Raw genomic sequence first — 18,836 nt, 5'->3', positions numbered from 1 at the left:
TGGAACAGTTCCCACAGCTCGTCCGGCACCATGCGCTCGACCATCACCACACGGTGCAGACTACCCAGGCACGCCAAATGAGACGACGTCTTAGCAGTATGAGCCACGACTCCACTGCCGCGCCGGAAACCGCGGCCCGGAAGCTTTCCGGGCGACGTCGCAAGGAGATCGTCGCGGTGCTGCTGTTCAGCGGCGGCCCCATCTTCGAGAGTTCCATACCGTTGTCGGTGTTCGGGATCGACCGCCAGGACGCCGGCGTGCCCCGCTACCGACTGCTGGTGTGCGGCGGCGAGGACGGCCCACTGCGGACCACAGGGGGCCTGGAACTCACCGCACCGCATGGCCTGGAAGCGATCTCGCGCGCGGGCACGGTCGTCGTGCCGGCCTGGCGCTCGATCACTTCTCCGCCACCGGACGAGGCGCTCGACGCGCTGCGCCGCGCCCACGAGGAGGGCGCCCGCATCGTCGGACTGTGCACCGGCGCCTTCGTCCTCGCGGCGGCGGGCCTGCTGGACGGCCGCCCCGCGACGACACACTGGATGTACGCGCCGACGCTGGCCAAGCGCTACCCGTCCGTGCACGTCGATCCACGGGAACTCTTCGTGGACGACGGCGACGTGCTCACGTCGGCGGGCACGGCGGCCGGAATCGATCTCTGTCTGCACATCGTGCGGGCGGACCACGGCAACGAGGCGGCCGGGGCCCTGGCCCGCCGCCTGGTGGTCCCACCGCGCCGGTCCGGCGGACAGGAGCGCTACCTCGACAGGTCTTTACCCGAGGAGATCGGCGCCGACCCGCTCGCCGAGGTCGTCGCCTGGGCGCTGGAGCACCTCCACGAACAGTTCGACGTGGAGACCCTGGCGGCACGCGCGTACATGAGCCGGCGTACGTTCGACCGCCGCTTCCGCTCGCTGACCGGGAGCGCGCCGCTGCAGTGGCTGATCACGCAGCGGGTGCTCCAGGCACAGCGCCTGCTGGAGACGTCGGACTACTCGGTGGACGAGGTGGCGGGCCGCTGCGGCTTCCGCTCGCCGGTGGCGCTGCGCGGCCACTTCCGCCGCCAGCTCGGCTCGTCCCCGGCCGCGTACCGGGCGGCGTACCGCGCCCGGCGCCCGCAGGGCGAGCGTCCGCAGGACACCGAGGCCGCCCCCGGCGGCTCCGGGCCCGGCATGCAGGGCCACCCGGGACACGACGGGCACCCCGGCCAGTCCGGTCAGCCCGGCCAGTCGGCGGCGGCGCTGCACCCCGAGCACCCGGTCCCGCTCCAGTCCCGCCGCACGGCGGCCGCGAGCGCGGTCGGAGCGTCCCCGGCCCTGTCGGCGAGCCTGCCGGGCCAGCGCAGCGGGACGTGACGCGGTAGTCACCGGGCGGGTCGGCGGCAGCCGGCCCGCCCGCCCGTTTCTCCACGCCCGGGGCCGCCCGGGACCGCGAGGGCGAGGCCGTCCAGGCAGCGGCGGCGCCCCCCGCGAGCAGCGGATCGATGCCCCGGGGCGCGGACACCCGCCGCAACCGAGGACACGGCCGACCCGCGCAGCGTGCCGCGCCGTAAGGTTAGACACATGAACGATCGCATGGTGTGGATCGACTGCGAGATGACCGGCCTCTCGCTGTCGGACGACGCGCTCATCGAGGTGGCCGCCCTCGTCACCGACTCCGAGCTCAACGTGCTCGGCGAGGGCGTGGACATCGTCATCCGGCCGCCGGAGCGGGCGCTGGAGACGATGCCGGAGGTGGTGCGTCAGATGCACACCGCGTCCGGACTGCTCGCCGAGCTGCCGGGCGGCACGACGCTGAAGGACGCCGAGGAGCAGGTCCTGGCGTACGTGAGGGAGTTCGTGAAGGAGCCGGGCAAGGCCCCGCTGTGCGGCAACTCCGTCGGCACCGACCGCGGCTTCCTGCTGCGCGACATGCCGACACTGGAGGACTACCTCCACTACCGGATCGTCGACGTGTCCTCGATCAAGGAGCTGGCCCGCCGCTGGTACCCGCGGGCGTATTTCAACAGTCCGCAGAAGAACGGCAACCACCGCGCGCTCGCCGACATCCGCGAGTCCATCGCGGAACTGCGCTACTACCGCGAGGCCGTCTTCGTCCCGCAGCCCGGGCCCGACTCCGACACCGCGAAGGCGATCGCGGCGAAGCACGTCCTGCCTGCTCAGTAGGTGCGCCAGGGGCCCGTCGGGGGCCGCCCGGAAAGGCGGGCGCGAGCACCCCTTCGGACCCTGTACACTTTTTCTCGGCCGGTCGGGGAACACACTGATCTCCAAGCCGGTCATGGTGGGTGTAGCTCAGCTGGTAGAGCACCTGGTTGTGGTCCAGGATGCCGCGGGTTCGAGTCCCGTCACTCACCCTCGACGCCGAAGGGGCTGCTCCGGGAAACCGGGTCAGCCCCTTCGGCGTGTCCGCCCGGCGTCTCAACTCCCCCGGGCCGGGCCGCCGTTCGTCCCGCTCACCGCCGACGCCCCGCACGTCACGACGACGACCGCGGCACGAGCTCCGTGGCCAGGACCAGCTGCCGGCGCTCCAGCCCCCGCGAGGCGAGCGGGCGGCGGTCGGCGATCTCCGTGAGGAGCAGGTCGATCATCCGGCGGCCCATCTCCTCGATGGGCTGGCGGACGCTGGTGAGCGGCGGGTCCAGGTGCCGCGCTATCGCCGAGTCGTCGTAGCCGACGAGCGCGACGTCGTCCGGGATGCGGCGCCCCGCCTCACGCAGCGCCTGCCGCGCGCCGGCCGCCGTGACGTCCGACGCGGCGAACACCGCGTCCACGTCCGGCCGGCGCTCCAGCAGCGCCGTCATCGCGCGGCGGCCTCCCTCCTCCGTGAAGTCACCGCCCTCGATCAGCGACTCGTCCACCTCGTGACCCGCGTCGCTCAGCGCCGCGCGGTAGCCGTCGATACGGCGCTGGGCTCCGTAGACGTCCAGGCGGCCGGTGATGTGGGCTATCCGGGTGCGGCCGCGGGACAGCAGGTGCTCGACGGCCTGGCGGGCGCCCCCGTAGTTGTCCGAGTCGACCGACGGCAGGGACTCCGCCGACGAGCGCGGGCCGCTGATCACCGCCGGGATCTCCAGCTGCGCCAGCAGGTCGGGCAGCGGGTCGTCCGCGTGCACCGAGACCAGCAGGACGCCGTCCACCCGGTGGGCCGCCAGGTACTGCGCGAGCCGCTGCCGCTCCCGGTCGCTGCCCGCGAAGATCAGCAGCAGCTGCATCTCCGTCTCGGACAGTTCCGCGCCGACGCCCTTGAGCATGTCGGAGAAGTACGGCTCGGCGAAGAACCGGGTCTCCGGCTCGGGGACGACCAGCGCGATCGCGTCCGTGCGGTTGGCGGCCAGGGCGCGCGCCGCGGTGTTCGGCACGTAGCCGAGCTCCGCGACCGCCGCCTCGACGGCCGCGCGCGTGGCGTCACTGACCCGGGGCGAGCCGTTGATCACCCGGGAGACCGTGCCGCGGCCGACACCGGCGCGCGCCGCCACCTCTTCGAGGGTGGGCCGGCCACCGCTTCGGCCCCGCGCTCCGTGGCTTGCCATGGGCTCCGCCTTCCCGTACAGACCCGCACTCTGCGGCTGGCCTGGAATTTAACAGGACCGCCGGCTCCGGTGACCGGTGCCGACGGCTTGCCGTCCCCGGCCTTCCGCTTCCGCCCGGCGCGCCACTCCCGCCGACGCCCTCCTGGCTTGATACTGCCCACCGGGCAGCCAAGGGGCTCCCGTCCCGGTCCAGTTAACGTCCCGATAACTGAACGCATCTCTCCCTGTCCGGTCCCTTGACACCCCCGCTCCGACCCGCGAACCTTCAACACATCACTGGTGGGAGCGCTCCCACAGTACCTGACACATACACAACCCGCACGTTCCCCGCCCGAGCCGCAGCGAGTGAAAACGGGTCCAACAATGCAGTTGGCCGGGGGGTCGGCACGTCAGGGCAACAGGAGGACGACATGCGAGCACGCATCCGAACCGCCCGCAAGGCGCTGGCCCTCGCGGCCGTCGCGTCGTTGGGCACCGGGCTGCTGGCCGGCTGTGCCGACGACGGCGGAGACGACAGCTCCGGCTCGTCGTCCGGCGGCAAGGGCAAGACCACGATCACGCTCGGGCTCTTCGGCACCATGGGCTTCAAGGAAGCGGGGCTCTACGCCGAGTACGAGAAGCTCAACCCGAAGATCAAGATCGCCGAGAACGTCGTCGAACGCAACGAGAACTACTACCCGGCGCTGCTGAACCACCTGACCACCAACAGCGGCCTGCAGGACGTCCAGGCCGTCGAGGTCGGCAACATCGCCGAGATCGTCAACACCCAGTCCGCCAAGCTGGAGGACCTCTCCAAGGTCTCGGGCGTGAACAAGGCCGACTGGCTGGACTGGAAGTGGCAGCAGGCCACCACCAAGGACGGCCAGACGATCGGTCTCGGCACGGACATCGGCCCGATGGCGATCTGCTACCGCAAGGACCTCTTCGAGAAGGCCGGGCTGCCCACCGACCGCGCGGAGGTCGGCAAGCTGTGGGCGGGCGACTGGGGCAAGTTCGTCGACATCGGCGAGCGGTACAAGAAGGACGGCCCCAAGGGCACGACTTTCATGGACTCCCCCGGCGGTCTGATCAACGCGATCCTCAGCAGTGAGGAGGAGAAGTTCTACGACGCCTCCGGCAAGGTCATCTACAAGACCAACCCGGCCGTCAAGAACGCCTTCGACCTGACCGCCGAGGCGGCGGAGAAGGGCCTGGTCGGCGCGCAGACGCAGTTCCAGCCCGCCTGGGACCAGACGATCGCCAACAACAAGTTCGCCGCGATGGCGTGCCCGCCGTGGATGCTCGGCTACATCAAGGGCAAGTCGCAGCCCGACGCCAAGGGCAAGTGGGACGTGGCCGTGGCGCCCAAGTCCGGCAACTGGGGCGGCTCCTTCCTGACCGTGCCGAAGAGCGGCAAGAACGTCGAGGAGGCCAAGAAGCTGGTCGCCTGGCTGACCGCGCCGGAGCAGCAGGCGAAGCTGTTCAAGGTGCAGGGCAGCTTCCCGAGCGCCCAGGCCGCCTTCGGCAGTCCCGAGGTCACGGGCGCCAAGAACGACATGACCGGCGACGCCCCGATCGGTGAGATCTTCGCCGAGGCCGCGAAGCAGATCCCGGTCCAGGTGATCGGCCCGAAGGACCAGATCATCCAGCAGGGTCTGACGGACAACGGCGTCATCCTCGTCACGAAGGGCAAGTCCGCGAAGGAGGCCTGGGAGACGGCGACGAAGACCATCGACAACAACCTGGACCAGTGACCCGCATGGCCACCCGTCACGACACCGCCGCGCCCCCCGCCAAGGAGGGGGGCGCGGCCCCGGGCCGCCCGCCCGCCGCTCCGGTCTCCGAGCAGGAGCAGCGGCGCCGGGCCAAGCTCTCCCGCCGATGGCAGCGGGACGTGCGCTGGAGCCCGTACGCCTTCGTCTCGCCGTTCTTCCTGCTGTTCGTGGCCTTCGGGCTGTTCCCGCTGATCTACACCGGATGGGCCTCGCTGCACCAGGTGGAGCTGACCGCGCCCACCGACATGAACTGGGTGGGGCTGCGCAACTACACGCGCATCTTCGACGACGACTTCTTCTGGAACGCGGCGAAGAACACCCTGACCATCGGCATCATCTCCACGGTGCCGCAGCTGCTGATGGCGATGGGCATCGCCCACATCCTCAACTACAAGCTGCGCGCCTCGACCTTCTACCGGGTCGCGATGCTCGCCCCGTACGCCACCTCGATCGCCGCCGCCTCCCTGGTGTTCGTGCTGCTCTTCGGGCGTGACTACGGGATGATCAACTGGGCGCTGGACTTCGTCGGGATCGACCCGGTCGACTGGCAGGGCGACAAGTGGCCCTCGCAGATCGCCGTCTCGACGATCATCATCTGGCGGTGGACCGGCTACAACGCGCTGATCTACCTGGCCGCGATGCAGGCCATCCCGCAGGACCTGTACGAGTCGGCCGCCCTGGACGGCGCGAGCCGCTGGCAGCAGTTCCTGCACGTGACCCTGCCGTCGCTGCGCCCGACGATCCTGTTCACGGCCGTGGTGTCGACCATCGGCGCCAGCCAGGTCTTCGGCGAGCCGCTGCTGTTCGACGCCAACAAGGGCGCCTCCGGCGGCGCGGAGCACCAGTTCCAGACGCTCGGCCTGTACCTGTACGAGCAGGGCTGGGTGAACCAGCACCTGGGCCGTGCCTCGGCGATCGCCTGGACAATGTTCCTGATCCTGATCGTCATCGGCATCGTCAACTACGTCATCTCGCGCCGGCTGCGCGCCAGTAGTTAGGAGTTGTGGCCGTGACGACGACTGTGACGCCCCCCGAGACCACGCCCGCCCGGCAGACCAGGCGTTCGCGCCTGCCGAAGTCGGCGCGGGCCGGCGGGACCCTGCACGGCGGTCCGATCGCGTACGCGATCCTGATCCTGTTCACGATCGTGTCGCTGTTCCCGCTGGTGTGGACCGCGATCGCCGCCTCCCGTGACAACCAGCGCCTGGCGCAGACGCCGCCGCCGTTCTGGTTCGGCTCGAACCTGTTCAAGAACCTGGAGATCGCCTGGACGGACGCCAACCTCGGCGAGGCGTTCCTCAACACGACGATCGTGGCGGGCATCTCGGCCCTCACCATCGTCGTGCTGTCGACGATCGCCGGGTTCGCCTTCGCCAAGCTGCGCTTCAAGGGCCGCAACGCGCTGATGCTGATCGTCATCGGCACGATGATGGTGCCGCCGCAGCTGAGCGTGATCCCGCTGTACATGATGGTCGCCAAGCTGGACTGGACCGACCAGCTCCAGGCGGTGATCTTCCCGTCGCTGGTGAGCGCGTTCGGTGTGTTCTTCATGCGGCAGTACCTGCTCCAGGCGCTGCCCGACGAGATCATCGAGGCCGCCCGGGTGGACGGCGCGAGCAGCTGGCGGGTGGTGTGGCACGTGGTGTTCCCCGCCGCCCGGCCCGCGATGGCGGTGCTCGGCATGCTGATGTTCGTGCAGACCTGGAACGACTTCCTGTGGCCGTTCCTGGTGCTCACCCAGACCGGCAACCCGACCGTGCAGGTCGCCGTGGCCGGCCTCGGCCGTGGCTACACGCCCGACCAGTCGCTGATCATGGCGGGCGCGCTGCTGGGCACGCTGCCGCTGCTGCTGGTCTTCGCGATCTTCGGCAAGCAGATCGTGGGCGGCATCATGCAGGGCGCCGTCAAGGGCTGACGCCCTGTCCGCCAGGGGGCCGGGCCGACGCCGCTCCGGCCCCTCCCTCCTCTCCTCTTCCTCTTCCTCTCCCCCTCCACCAACGGTCTCCACGACCTCATTGGGAGCGCTTCCATGCCTGACTCCGAGAACCCGGCCACCCCGGTGACCTTCCCTCCCGCCTTCCTCTGGGGCGCGGCGACCTCCGCGTACCAGATCGAGGGCGCGGTCCGGGAGGACGGCCGTACGCCGTCGATCTGGGACACCTTCAGCCATACGCCGGGCAAGACGGCCGGCGGCGACCACGGTGACATCGCTGTCGACCACTACCACCGCTACCGCGAGGACGTGGCGCTGATGGCGGAGCTGGGCCTGGGCGCCTACCGCTTCTCCGTCTCGTGGTCGCGGGTGCAGCCGACCGGGCGGGGCCCGGCCGTGCAGAAGGGCCTGGACTTCTACCGCCGCCTGGTGGACGAGCTGCTGTCCAAGGGCATCAAGCCGGCCGTCACCCTGTACCACTGGGACCTGCCGCAGGAGCTGGAGGACGCGGGCGGCTGGCCGGAGCGCGACACGGCGTACCGGTTCGCGGAGTACGCGCAGATCGTCGGCGAGGCGCTGGGCGACCGGGTGGAGCAGTGGATCACGCTCAACGAGCCGTGGTGCAGCGCGTTCCTGGGCTACGCCTCCGGGGTGCACGCGCCGGGCCGGACGGATCCGGCGGCGTCACTGCGTGCCGCGCACCACCTGAACCTGGCCCACGGGCTGGGCGCGTCCGCGCTCCGGTCGGCGATGCCGGCCCGCAACTCGGTGGCGATCAGCCTCAACTCCTCGGTGGTGCGGCCGCTTTCGCAGGACCCGGCGGACCTGGCGGCGGCCCGCCGCATCGACGACCTGGCCAACGGCGTCTTCCACGGGCCGATCCTGCACGGCGCCTACCCGAAGACGCTGTACGTGGCGACGGCGAGCCTGACGGACTGGGACTACGTCCTCGACGGCGACCTGGCGCTGATCAACCAGCCGCTGGACGCGCTGGGCCTGAACTACTACACGCCCTGCCTGGTCTCGGCGGCGGACGCATCGGCGAAGGCGCCGCGCGCCGACGGGCACGGGTCGAGCGACCACTCGCCGTGGCCGGCCGCGGACGACGTCGCCTTCCACCAGACGCCCGGCGACCGCACCGAGATGGGCTGGACGATCGACCCGACCGGCCTGCACGAGCTGATCATGCGCTACACCCGTGAGGCGCCGGGCCTGCCGCTGTACATCACGGAGAACGGCGCGGCCTACGACGACAAGATCGACTCCGACGGCCGGGTGCACGACCCGGAGCGGGTCGCCTACCTGCACGGCCACCTCTCGGCGGTCCGCCGGGCGATCTCCGACGGCGCGGACGTGCGGGGCTACTTCCTGTGGTCCCTGATGGACAACTTCGAGTGGGCGTACGGCTACGGCAAGCGCTTCGGCGCGGTGTACGTGGACTACGCGACGCTGGAGCGCACCCCGAAGACGAGCGCCCACTGGTACGCGCGGGCGGCGCGGACGGGGACGCTCCCGGAGGCCGAGGCGGTCTGACCGGGGACGGGGTCCGGGGCGCGGCACGGTTAGGGGAGTGCCGCGCCCCGGACCGTCACGGCGATCCCCCGCACGGCATGCCGTGCGCCGGACCTCAGCCCTTGTTGGCGCCGAGGGTCAGGCCGCTGACGAACTGGCGCTGGAGCGCGAAGTACACCACGAGGGTGGGGATCGCGGTGAGCAGGGCGCCGGCGGCGACGAGGTTGGGGTCGGTGAAGTACTGCCCGGAGAGGTTGTTCAGCGCCGAGGTGATCGGCATGTTCTCGCCGGTGGAGATGAGCACGATGGCCCAGAAGAAGTCGTTGTAGATCCAGATGGACAGCAGGGTGGCCAGGGCGGCCATCGCGGGCTTGCACAGGGGCAGCACGATCTGCCAGTACATGCGCCACACCGACGCCCCGTCGACGAGCGCGGCCTCGGTCAGCTCGTGCGGCAGCGAGCGCATGTAGTTGCTGAGCACGAACGCGCAGAAGCCGGACTGGAACGCCACGTGGATGAGGACCAGCCCGAGCGCGGAGTCGTAGAGCTTGCCGCTCGCGGTGATGCCGGGCAGGTCGATCAGCAGGTACAGCCGGTACAGCGGGGTGATGATGACCTGCTGGGGCAGCAGGTTGCCCGCCGTGAACACCAGCAGCAGCGCCAGGTTGAGCCGGAAGTCGAAGCGGCTGACGTAGAAGGCGACCATCGACGACAGCAGCAGCGTCAGCAGCACGGCCGGGACCGAGATCAGCAGGGTGGTGCCGAGGTAGTGCGGCATGTCCGACTGCTGGAAGGCGTCGGTGAAGTTGGCGAGGGTCAGCTTGTCGGGCCAGGAGACGTAGCCCTTCTCGCTGGTCTCGGCGTAGGGCCGCATCGCCGCCAGCAGCGCCCACAGCAGGGGCGCGAGCCAGGCCAGCGCCGTGACGACGAGGAAGGTGTGCAGCAGGACCCGGGCCGGGCGGACCGGGGTGCGCCGTCTGACCGGCGCGCTCGCGGTGCTCATGCGCGCCGCTCCTTCCGGAAGGTGGCGATCAGGTACGGGATGATCACCGCGAGGGAGATCACCAGCAGCACGACGGCGATGGCGGAGCCGTATCCGATGCGGCTGGACTCGCCGACGATGTTGTTGGTCACCAGGATCGACAGCAGTTCGGTGCCCTGGGCGCCCTTGTTGAAGACGAAGACCAGGTCGAAGGCGCGCAGGGCCTCGATGATGGTGACGACCAGGACGACGGTGTTGGTGGGGCGCAGCGTGGGGAAGACGACGTTCCTGAACGTCTGCCACTCGTTGGCGCCGTCCAGCGCGGAGGCCTCGCGCAGGGCGGGGTCGACGCTTTTCAGGCCGGCCAGGTAGAGGATCATCATGTAGCCGGTGTGCCGCCAGGACGCGGCGATGAGCACGGCCCACAGGTTGAGGTCCGGGTCGCCGATCCAGTCGATGTAGTGGCCGGGCCTGTTGGCGCCGATGACGCTGTTGATCAGGCCCGTGTCGGGGTTGTAGACCAGCTGCCACACGAAGCCGATGACGGCCAGCGACATCACGACCGGCAGGAAGAACGCGGTCTGGTAGACGCGGCTGAAGCGGATCCTCTTGTCCAGCTGCACGGCGAGGAACAGGCCGAAGGGCGTGGGCAGCAGGATGAGCACGACGAACCAGACGACGTTGTGCTCGACGGCGGGCCAGAACTGCGGGTTGCTGGTGAACAGTTCCCGGAAGTTCTGCAGGCCGACCCATCGGATGGAGTCGAAGCCGATGCCGTCCCACGTGGTGAAGGCCAGCGCGATCGAGGCGAGGGCCGTCAGCCACACGAGGGTGACGTGCAGGAGCGTGGGCACGCCGGCCATCAGGCCGAGCGTGACGCGGTCGCGGCGGGTGAGCAGTCGCCGGTGCCGCGGGGACGCGGTGGGGCTCGCGGGCGCGGGGGCGGGCCCCGGAGCCGGCACGTCGGCGGGCTCCGGGACCTTGGCGGGGGTGGCGGTCATGGCGGATCCGGGTCGTCGGTTCTCCGTCCGGGTCAGGAGGATGCGAAGATCGTCTTCTTCTGGCGCTCGATCGACGACAGGATGCCGTCGACGTTCCTGGGGTTGCGGATGAAGTTCTGCAGCGCGGGCTGCATCACCGTGGAGGTGAAGTCCGGGCGGGAGTCACGGTCCATGAACTGCGTCAGGCTCTTCGCGCCGGAGATCATCTCGAACGACTTCTTCTGCAGCGCGGTGTAGGAGGAGGTGTCGGCCTTGGCCGAGGCGGCGACCACGCTGGAGTCGGCCTTGAGGTAGATCTCCTCGGCCTCGGGCGTGCCCAGGTACTCCAGCAGCTTGGCGGCGCCCGCCCTGTTCTTCGGGTCCTTCGAGAGCATGAAGCCGTCGGTCGGCGCCTCGACGGTGTCCTGCCCGAACCGCGGGTCTATTTCCGGGAAGGCGAAGAAGTCGAGGTCGTCGAGATCGGCCTTGTTCGTGAACTGCTGGCCGACGAACGTGCCCAGCAGGTACATGCCGGCCTTCTTCGCGACCAGCGCCTGCGCCGCGTCCTGCCAGGTCCGGCCCACCGCGCCCTCCTGGTGGTAGGGCAGGATCTCCGTCCAGTGGTCGAAGACCTTGCGCACCCTGGCGTCCGTCCAGGAGGCCTTGCCCGCCATCAGCTCGACGTGGAAGTCGTAGCCGTTGGTGCGGAAGTTGATCTGGTCGAAGGTGCCCATCGCGGGCCAGGCGTCCTTGTCGCCGAAGGCGATCGGGACCAGGCCGTCCTTCTGCATCCGCTTGCACAGGGCGACGAAGTCGTCCCAGGTGGTGGGCACCTGGTAGCCGTGCCGGGCGAAGACGCTCCTGCGGTAGAACACCGCCCACGGGTACGTGTACAGCGGCACGAAGTAGTACTTGCCGTCCTCGCCCTTGCTGAGCTTCTTCATCGCCTCGGGGAAGTTCCCGCCGATCTTCTGCCACACGTCGTCGATCGGGGTGGCGAGCTTCTTCGCGGCGAAGAACTGCATCCGGTAGCCGGCGAACCAGGTGAACACGTCGTCCGGCGTGCCCTGCAGGTAGGAGTTGATCTGCTCCTGGAACGTGTTGTGGTCCTTGGTGTTCACGTCGACCTCGATGCCGGACTTCTTCGTGAAGGCGGCGTAGATCTCCGCGAACGCCTTCTTCGGCACCGCGTCGGAGGAGTTCGAGCCCAGGCTGACCGTCTTGGGGTCGGCCGCCGTGCCGCTGCCGCCGCACGCGCTCAGCAGGGGGACGCCGGCGCCGAGCAGGGCCGCGCCGCCTATGCCGCGCAGCACCGAGCGGCGGCCGGGAGCGGAGAGGGAGGATCCGGGGAGGGAGAGGTCGCGCATGAACGGCTCCTGGGGGCAGGGTTCGGTCACGAGGGTGTGGCGTGAAATCCGGTCGCAATCGACCAGAAATCAACTTGACCGAACACGGTGGCGCAATAACAGCCCCTGTCCGGTCATGCGTCAAGAGCCGTCCCGCGCATTTGTAGAAACGTGACCGACCCGTGGAGCGGCCTCTCAGGAGTGCCTGAAGGCGGCGGCCGGCCTGCCGCGACGCCGGCGCCGCAGCCGCCGGTGGCCCGCGCCGGACGGAGCCCGGCCGTCCAGCTGGATCCAGATCCGCACCTCGGTCCCGCCCAGCACCGAGGAGCCGATGCGGACGTCCCCGCCGGTGGACTCCGCGAGCCGGCGCACGATGTCCAGGCCGAGCCCGGTCGAGCCGTCGCTGCCGGAGCCGCGGCCGCGGGCCATGGCGGCCTCCGGGTCGGGTATGCCGGGTCCCGCGTCGGACACGAGGACGATCACCGCGTCCTCGGCGTTGTGCACGTCGACCGCGAAGGCCGTGCCCTCCGGGGTGTGCCGGAAGACGTTGCCGAGCAGCGCGTCCAGGGCGGCGGCCAGGTCGGCGCGGGCCACGGGGATGCGCACCGGCCGGTCGGCCCCGGCCACCCGCCACTTGCGGCCCTCGTCCTCCGCGAGCGCGGACCAGAACGCCATCCGCTCCCGGACCACCTCGGCCGCGTCGCACCCGGCGCCCGGACCGGCCGCCGCCGTCTGCGGCTTGGCCTCCCGGGCCGTACGGATGATGGTGTCGACCTCGCGCTCCAGCTGCTCGACCGCGCTCCGGGTCTGCTCCGCGGCCGGCCCCTCGCCGAGCGAGGCGGTGTTCAGCCGCAGCACGGTCAGGGGCGTGCGCAGCCGGTGGGACAGGTCGGCGGCCAGCTCCCGCTCGTTGACGAGGAGTTGGACGACCTGGTCGGCCATCGAGTTGAACGCGACCGCCGCGAGCCGCAGTTCGCTCGGGCCCTGCTCCGGGACGCGGGCGCCGAGCTTGCCCTCGCCCAGCTCGCGCGCCCCCTCGACCAGGCGCCGGGCGGGCAGGACCATGCGCACGCCGAGCCGGTCGGCGACCGCGACGGAGCCGACGACCAGCGCGGTCCCGACCCCGGCGAGCACCGCCCAGGCCGTGCCCACGCCGTTGGTGACCTCGGACTCCGGTACGTACACCTCGACGACCGCGATCTCGCCGGTGCTGAGCGCGACCGGCTGGAGCAGCGTGGAACCGCCGGGGACGCCGGTGGTGGAGGCGCGGCCCAGTGCGCGCACGGCCTCGATGTCCCGGTCGGCGGCGCGCTGCCGCCCGAGTTCGAGGGCGCGCTGGCCGTCACCGGCGGGTATGTGCACGGCCATCCCGGCGTCGGAGCCGGCCGAGGCGACGACCCGCTCCAGCTGGTCGCGGTCGGTGGTGATGGACAGGGCCGGGGCCACGGCCGCGGCCTCCCGCTCGGCGTTGGAGAAGGCGCGGTCCCTGGCCATCTCGCGGATGACGAGCCCGAGCGGCACGGCGAACGCGAGCACGACCATCGTGGTCACGGCGAGCGACACCTTGACCAGGGCCCACCTCATCGCGGCGCCTCCGCCCCCGGCGGTTCCAGCTTCACCCCGACGCCGCGCAGCGTGTGCAGATAGCGGGGGCTGGCGGCCGTCTCGCCCAGTTTCCGCCGGAGCCAGGACAGATGGACGTCGATGGTCTGGTCGTCACCGTAGGACTGCTGCCAGACCTCGGCGAGCAGTTCCTTGCGCGGGACGACCACTCCGGGGCGGCGGGCCAGGAAGGCGAGCAGGTCGAACTCCCGGCGGGTGAGGTCCAGGCGCGCGCCGTCCAGCTCGGCCTGGCGGCGCAGCGGGTCGACGGTCAGTCCGCCGACCCGGATCACCGGGGACGGCTCCGCTTCCCCGGCGCCGGAGCGGGCGCGGCGCAGCACGGCGGTCATGCGGGCCGAGAGGTGCTCGACCGAGAAGGGCTTGGTGAGGTAGTCGTCCGCCCCGGCGTTGAGCAGCCGGACGATCTCCGCCTCGTCGTCCCGGGCGGTGGCGATGATCACCGGCACGTCCGTGATGCCGCGCAGCATCTTCAAGGCCTCGGACCCGTCGAGATCGGGCAGTCCGAGGTCCAGGATCACCACGTCGAACCGGAAATGGGCGACCTCGCGCAGCGCTTCCAGCGCCGTCCCGACGCTGCGCACGGTGTGCGAGGCGTCGGTCAGGTGCCGGATGAGCGCCGAGCGTACGAACGGGTCGTCCTCGACCACGAGCACACTTGCCATGCGCCGCACCGTACGCCATCCCGAACAGACGGGGTGCGGGCCTGTGGTCAACTCCGGGCGTGGGGACGGCCGGGCCGCCCGCGGGGGTCGGTGGGTGGACAACGCGCGGGACCGGTGAGGCAGGATGGCCCGCGATGCGCAGAGGACTCGTTCACGTACTGGCCTGGCTGCTCGCCACGGGCGCGGCGGTCACGCTGTCGTGGTGGGGTGTCCACACGGTGATGGCGGGCACCGCCTACGACCCGCCGCGGGCCCTGCCCATCAAGGCAGCCGAGGCGAGTGCGCCGAAGTCGCGGCCGCCGTCCCCGCCGCGGGAGCGGACGCCCGAGGCGAAGCCGACCCCCTCCAGGCCGCCGACGACGACGGCGCGGCCGGCCCCCTCCCCCACCCGCAAACCCGGTCCCTCCCCTTCCCCCGGCGTCACCGGCCGGGTCAAGAGCTACGACACCGACGGCGGCCGGGCGGTGTTCGACCTCGGGACGGCCTCCGCCTCGCTCGTCTCGGCGACTCCCGGCGCGGGCTGGTCGATGCAGGTGTGGAAGACCGAGTCGTGGATCCGCGTGGAGTTCTCCCGGGGCGCGGAACGGGTGTCGGTGTTCTGCACCTGGCACGACGGGCCGCCGCGTGTGGAGATCGGCACCTACTGAGTGCCGCCCGGGTTCACCGGAACGCCGAGGCCGGCGGGGCCGGGGAGGCCACCGCCGCCAGATCCGTCACGGGCCGGGCCCCGCCGGTGAAGTCGGTGAGCGCCCTGCCGTGTTCGACCCGGCCGGGGTGCGGATCGGAGGCGGCGCGGCGGGTCAGCTCGGCGAGGGGCAGCGGCGCGTCGGAGGCGACCAGCACGGCGTTGCCGAAGCGTCTGCCGCGCAGCACCGTCGGGTCCGCGACCAGCGCCAGGTGCTCGAACCGGGCGGCGGCGGTGGCGATCTGGCCGCGCAGGTGGGTCAGCGGCGGCCCGTCGGCGAGGTTGGCGGCGTGCACCCCGCCCGGCTTGAGGGCCCTGCGGACGTCGTCGAGGAACTCGGTCGAGGTCAGGTGGGCCGGGGTCCGCGCCCCGCTGAAGACGTCGGTGACGACGAGGTCGGCCCAGCCGTCCGGCACCTTGGCGAGTCCCTCGCGGGCGTCGGTGGAGCGGACGCGGACGCGCGCGTTCGGGTCCAGGGGGAGCTCGCGGCGGATCAGCCGGACCAGGGCCGCGTCGCGTTCGACGACCTGCTGGGTGGAGCGGGGGCGGGTGGCGGCGACGTAGCGGGCGAGCGTGAACGCGCCTCCGCCGAGGTGCACGGCGTGCACCGGCCGGCCCGGCGGGGCGACGAGGTCGATGACGTGCCCGAGGCGGCGCTGGTACTCGAAGGACAGGTGGGTCGGGTCGTCCAGGTCGACGTGCGACTGCGGGGCTCCGTCGATCACCAGGGTCCAGGCCCGGGTCCGGTCGCGGTCGGGGATCAGCTCGGCGAGCCCGCCGTCGACGCTCTCGACGACGGTCTCCGCGTCGGCCTGCCGCCGCCGGCCGCTCCTGGACTTTCCCATGGGGCCATTATCGGGCCGCCCGACGAGCGGAACGTACGGCTGCGGGCGGCGGCAGCCGTCCCTCGCGTCTCCCCGGCAGCGTCGGCGCCCCGGTCCTTCGCCATCCGGTCCCTCGCCACCCGCGGCCCTCGCGCCCCGCCTCAGCGGCAGCTGTCGGCGGCCTCGATCGTGCGGGCGGCCTCCCCCAGGGCCCTGCGCAGTACCGCAGGGTCCGTCGCGAGGTGTGCCTCGCCCGGCGGCAGCAGCCAGTGCGAGCCCTCGACCGGGGGCCGGGGCGTCAGGGCCAGTCCCCGGCCGTCGGTACCCGTGCAGGTGCTTCCCGGCAGGTCCCAGGCCGCGGCCGTCCCCGGCGGCACGAGGAAGCCGAGCGTGCCGCCCCCGTCGTCGTGCAGCACGGACCCCACCGCCTCCCCCGGTCCGCGCCGCAGGATGTCGACCGCCTCCAGTCCCTGCCGCGCCGGCACCGTCACCACATCGCAACCGGCCGCCGGCGTACTCGGCGGCGTACGAGGATCGTTGATCCGGCTGGTCTCCATCCCGGCCTCCACCACGAAAACCCCTGCTTGGACGAGCGGTCGGGAGACGGGGGCCTGCTCCCGGTCCACAGGGTTCAACGCGGCGGACCGTCAACGGCTACGGCGGAAGTCAGCCGCAAAGGATGGCACTTCATGGCGGATCACGGATGAGATATCCGGTTTGTAGTCAAACCCAGCGTGAGGGCTCCGACACAGCAGGTACGTTCTTGCTCGCCGGGCACAGGGCCGACGATGCGGACGAACAGTCCCAAGTCGGCCCCGATCCGGCATGGTTCGACGGTTCGCACGAGAGGACCCGGCCATGGCGTCGTCAGCGGTGACCTCATCCCAACCCGATCGGCCGGCACGGCCGAATCTCGCCTTCCGGCGGCTGCGGGGGCAGCGCTCACCGGCCGAGTTCGCCGCGGCGATCCGCCGGGCCGCCCTGGAGATCGGCGAGCGGGTCAGCTGTGACGCGCGCTACATCGGCCGGGTGGAGGCGGGTGAGATCCGCTGCCCCAACTACGCATACGAACGGGTGTTCCTGCACATGTTTCCGGGCCTCACACTCACCGACCTGGGGTTCGCGCCCCGCTCGTCGGTACGCGGGCGCCGGGCGCGCGACACCGAGGACGCGCCCCGGACACGCACCACGAACCCGGCGGACGCCACGCGTGAGACCAGCGGGGCGGGCGAGCCGTATGAAACGCACAACCCGTACGACCCGCACCATCCGCACGACACCTACGAGGAGAGCGACGTGCTACGTCGCGCATTCATGACCGGCGGGGGCGCCACGGTGGCCGCCGCCTCACTGGGGCCCGTGGGCCTCGCCCGCGACGCCTCGGCGGCACAGCGCCCCGGGCGCCGCCCCGGGGCGAGCGAGGCGGGCGCGCTGGAAGAAGCCGTACGGCGGATCCGGCTGCTCGACGACCGGCACGGCGCCGACGGCCTCTACCGCCGCGCCGCCGCCCCGCTGCGCGCCGCCTACGCCCTGCTCGACGCCGGGGCGACCCGGCGGACGACGGCGGACCGGCTCTGCTCGGGCGCCGGAGAACTGGCCATCTCCGTGGGCTGGCTGGCCCATGACTCGGGGCGTTTCGACGACGCCCGCTCCCACTACGCCGAGGCCCTGGCGACCGCCCGGATGACCGGGGATCCGGGCCTGGAGGCGCACGCCTTCTGCAACACGGCGTTCCTCGCGCGCGACGCGGGCCGGCCGCGCGAGGCGGTCCGGGCGGCCCAGGCAGCGCAGCGCGTCGCCCGGCCCGTGGGGTCGGCGCGGCTGATGTCGCTGCTCGCGCTGCGCGAGGCGGGCGGCTGGGCCGGCCTCGCCGACCGCGTCGCCTGCGAGCAGGCACTGGCCCGGGCGCAGACCTTCTTCGAGCGCGGCCCCTCGGACGCCGACCCCGAGTGGATGAGCTTCTACGGGGAGGCCGAGCTGGAGGGTCTGGAGGCGCAGTGCTGGTCCACGCTGGGCGACTGGCCCCGGGCGGCACGGCACGCGCGGCGGGCGGCGGAACTGCAGGACCCGCACTTCACGCGGAACATCGCGCTGTACACGGCGGAGCTGGCGGACGACCTCGCCCGCGGCGGGCGGCCCGACGAGGCCGCCGTCGCGGGGACGCGGGTGCTGGACCTGCTGGAGGAGGTCCAGTCGTCCCGCGTCCAGACGATGCTGGCGGCCACCGCGCGGGTGCTGGCACCGCACCGCGGGGCCTCGGGCGTGTCGGCGTTCCTGGACCGGTACGCGTCCTTGCCCCGGACGACCTAGGCCAGGTGCCCGAGGTCGTTCCAGCTCTCGATCGCGGGTTCGCCGTAGGCCCAGCCCAGGACGGAGAGGGACGTCGGGTTCAGCCGGATGCGGGCCGCGAAGTCGATCGGCAGGCCCAGCCAGCGCGCGCCGATGGAGCGCAGGATGTGGCCGTGGGCGAAGACCAGGACGTCGCGGTCCGCCGAGCGCGCCCAGGCGACCACCTCGTCCGCCCGGGCCGTCATCCCGGCGAGGGTCTCGCCCTCGGGGACGCCGTCGCGCCAGATCAGCCAGCCGGGGCGGACGGCCTGGATGTCCGCCGGGGTCATGCCCTCGTACGCCCCGTAGTCCCACTCCAGCAGGGCGTCCCAGGCACGCGCGCGGTCGCCGAAACCGGCCAGTTCGCACGTCTCACGCGCGCGTGCCAGCGGGCTGGTGCGCACCTCGGCCGCGGGCAGGCCGTCGTACGGCGGGCGGTGCAGGCGCTCCCCGAGCAGCTTGGCGCCGCGCCGGCCCTCCTCCAGGAGGGGTACGTCGGTCCTGCCGGTGTGCTTGCCGGACAGGGACCACTCGGTCTGTCCGTGGCGGGCCAGCAGGATGCGCGGAGCCATGGGGAACCTTTCCGGAGGAAGAACGCAAGCGGAACTCCTCCATCATCGCGCACCCCCCTGACGGGCAACCCGGGGGGCGATCTCTGCGTCTTTGAGGGCCGGAGGGCGC

General features: G+C 71.7%; 17 protein-coding genes and 1 tRNA gene. 9 read left to right on the top strand and 9 right to left on the bottom strand.

The annotated features are described in order from the left end of the window. The first annotated feature begins 98 nt into the window (after positions 1–98). The 3 genes from AC07DA_RS34620 (at position 99) to AC07DA_RS34610 (ending at position 2,350) form a co-directional block, all read left to right on the top strand. Positions 99–1,352 (top strand): helix-turn-helix domain-containing protein, encoded by a 1,254-nt coding sequence (locus tag AC07DA_RS34620; RefSeq protein WP_479132204.1) that lies wholly within the window; start codon positions 99–101, stop codon positions 1,350–1,352. Between the two features lie 207 nt (positions 1,353–1,559). Further along, positions 1,560–2,162: an oligoribonuclease gene (gene orn / locus AC07DA_RS34615; RefSeq protein ID WP_479132203.1), complete on the top strand. Its 603-nt coding sequence runs from the start codon at positions 1,560–1,562 to the stop codon at positions 2,160–2,162. A 115-nt stretch (positions 2,163–2,277) separates the two neighbouring features. Beyond that, positions 2,278–2,350 (top strand) — tRNA-His (locus AC07DA_RS34610). 120 nt (positions 2,351–2,470) lie between these two features. On the opposite strand, the gene AC07DA_RS34605 is transcribed toward AC07DA_RS34610, so the two are convergent. Continuing rightward, complete coding sequence (locus tag AC07DA_RS34605) at positions 2,471–3,526, bottom strand: LacI family DNA-binding transcriptional regulator (RefSeq protein WP_479132201.1); 1,056 nt, start codon at positions 3,524–3,526, stop codon at positions 2,471–2,473. A 410-nt stretch (positions 3,527–3,936) separates the two neighbouring features. Here AC07DA_RS34605 and AC07DA_RS34600 point away from each other — a divergent pair, with 410 nt between their 5' ends. The 4 genes from AC07DA_RS34600 to AC07DA_RS34585 all read left to right on the top strand — a co-directional run bounded on the left by AC07DA_RS34600 (position 3,937) and on the right by AC07DA_RS34585 (position 8,746). Continuing rightward, a complete protein-coding gene (locus tag AC07DA_RS34600; RefSeq protein ID WP_479132200.1) occupies positions 3,937–5,259 on the top strand; it encodes an ABC transporter substrate-binding protein in 1,323 nt (440 codons plus the stop codon). 5 nt (positions 5,260–5,264) lie between these two features. Beyond that, positions 5,265–6,278: a carbohydrate ABC transporter permease gene (locus tag AC07DA_RS34595; protein WP_479132205.1), complete on the top strand. Its 1,014-nt coding sequence runs from the start codon at positions 5,265–5,267 to the stop codon at positions 6,276–6,278. Between the two features lie 11 nt (positions 6,279–6,289). Continuing rightward, positions 6,290–7,195, top strand: coding sequence for a carbohydrate ABC transporter permease (locus AC07DA_RS34590; protein WP_351350647.1), 906 nt, complete (start codon positions 6,290–6,292; stop codon positions 7,193–7,195). A 114-nt stretch (positions 7,196–7,309) separates the two neighbouring features. Beyond that, on the top strand, positions 7,310–8,746 hold the full coding sequence (locus AC07DA_RS34585) for a GH1 family beta-glucosidase (protein WP_479132198.1): 1,437 nt from the start codon (positions 7,310–7,312) through the stop codon (positions 8,744–8,746). Positions 8,747–8,840: 94 nt separating this feature from the next. Here AC07DA_RS34585 and AC07DA_RS34580 read toward each other — a convergent pair whose 3' ends face one another. The 5 genes from AC07DA_RS34580 to AC07DA_RS34560 all read right to left on the bottom strand — a co-directional run bounded on the left by AC07DA_RS34580 (position 8,841) and on the right by AC07DA_RS34560 (position 14,318). Further along, a complete protein-coding gene (locus AC07DA_RS34580; protein ID WP_479132197.1) occupies positions 8,841–9,728 on the bottom strand; it encodes a carbohydrate ABC transporter permease in 888 nt (295 codons plus the stop codon). After that, entirely contained in the window at positions 9,725–10,708 is a 984-nt protein-coding gene (locus AC07DA_RS34575; protein WP_479132196.1) for a carbohydrate ABC transporter permease, read from the bottom strand. The genes AC07DA_RS34580 and AC07DA_RS34575 overlap by 4 nt, the downstream gene beginning before the upstream one ends. A 32-nt stretch (positions 10,709–10,740) precedes the next feature. Continuing rightward, the gene (locus AC07DA_RS34570; RefSeq protein WP_479132195.1) at positions 10,741–12,054 is read right to left on the bottom strand and encodes an ABC transporter substrate-binding protein; all 1,314 of its coding nucleotides are present in this window, start codon (positions 12,052–12,054) and stop codon (positions 10,741–10,743) included. Between the two features lie 174 nt (positions 12,055–12,228). Further along, positions 12,229–13,617, bottom strand: a complete 1,389-nt coding sequence (locus AC07DA_RS34565; protein WP_479132193.1) for a HAMP domain-containing sensor histidine kinase — start codon at positions 13,615–13,617, stop codon at positions 12,229–12,231. Continuing rightward, complete coding sequence (locus AC07DA_RS34560) at positions 13,614–14,318, bottom strand: response regulator transcription factor (RefSeq protein ID WP_479132192.1); 705 nt, start codon at positions 14,316–14,318, stop codon at positions 13,614–13,616. The genes AC07DA_RS34565 and AC07DA_RS34560 overlap by 4 nt, the downstream gene beginning before the upstream one ends. A gap of 134 nt (positions 14,319–14,452) precedes the next feature. On the opposite strand from AC07DA_RS34560, the gene AC07DA_RS34555 reads away from it, so the two are divergent. Then, positions 14,453–14,965, top strand: coding sequence for a hypothetical protein (locus AC07DA_RS34555; protein ID WP_479132190.1), 513 nt, complete (start codon positions 14,453–14,455; stop codon positions 14,963–14,965). A 13-nt stretch (positions 14,966–14,978) separates the two neighbouring features. Here the strand turns inward: AC07DA_RS34555 and AC07DA_RS34550 are convergent, their stop codons facing one another. Continuing rightward, the gene (locus AC07DA_RS34550) at positions 14,979–15,848 is read right to left on the bottom strand and encodes a spermidine synthase (protein WP_479132189.1); all 870 of its coding nucleotides are present in this window, start codon (positions 15,846–15,848) and stop codon (positions 14,979–14,981) included. A gap of 140 nt (positions 15,849–15,988) precedes the next feature. Beyond that, positions 15,989–16,384: a hypothetical protein gene (locus AC07DA_RS34545; RefSeq protein WP_479132188.1), complete on the bottom strand. Its 396-nt coding sequence runs from the start codon at positions 16,382–16,384 to the stop codon at positions 15,989–15,991. Between the two features lie 301 nt (positions 16,385–16,685). Between AC07DA_RS34545 and AC07DA_RS34540 the strand changes: the two genes are divergently transcribed. After that, entirely contained in the window at positions 16,686–18,137 is a 1,452-nt protein-coding gene (locus AC07DA_RS34540; RefSeq protein WP_479132187.1) for a hypothetical protein, read from the top strand. Here AC07DA_RS34540 and AC07DA_RS34535 read toward each other — a convergent pair. Beyond that, on the bottom strand, positions 18,134–18,727 hold the full coding sequence (locus tag AC07DA_RS34535) for a histidine phosphatase family protein (protein WP_479132186.1): 594 nt from the start codon (positions 18,725–18,727) through the stop codon (positions 18,134–18,136). The genes AC07DA_RS34540 and AC07DA_RS34535 overlap by 4 nt on opposite strands. Between the last annotated feature and the right edge of the window lie 109 nt (positions 18,728–18,836).

It is taken from the genome of Streptomyces sp. NPDC044921, assembly GCF_056432865.1.
The sequence above is the reverse complement of the archived record's forward strand: the minus strand, read 5'-3'. Positions and strand labels throughout refer to the sequence as shown.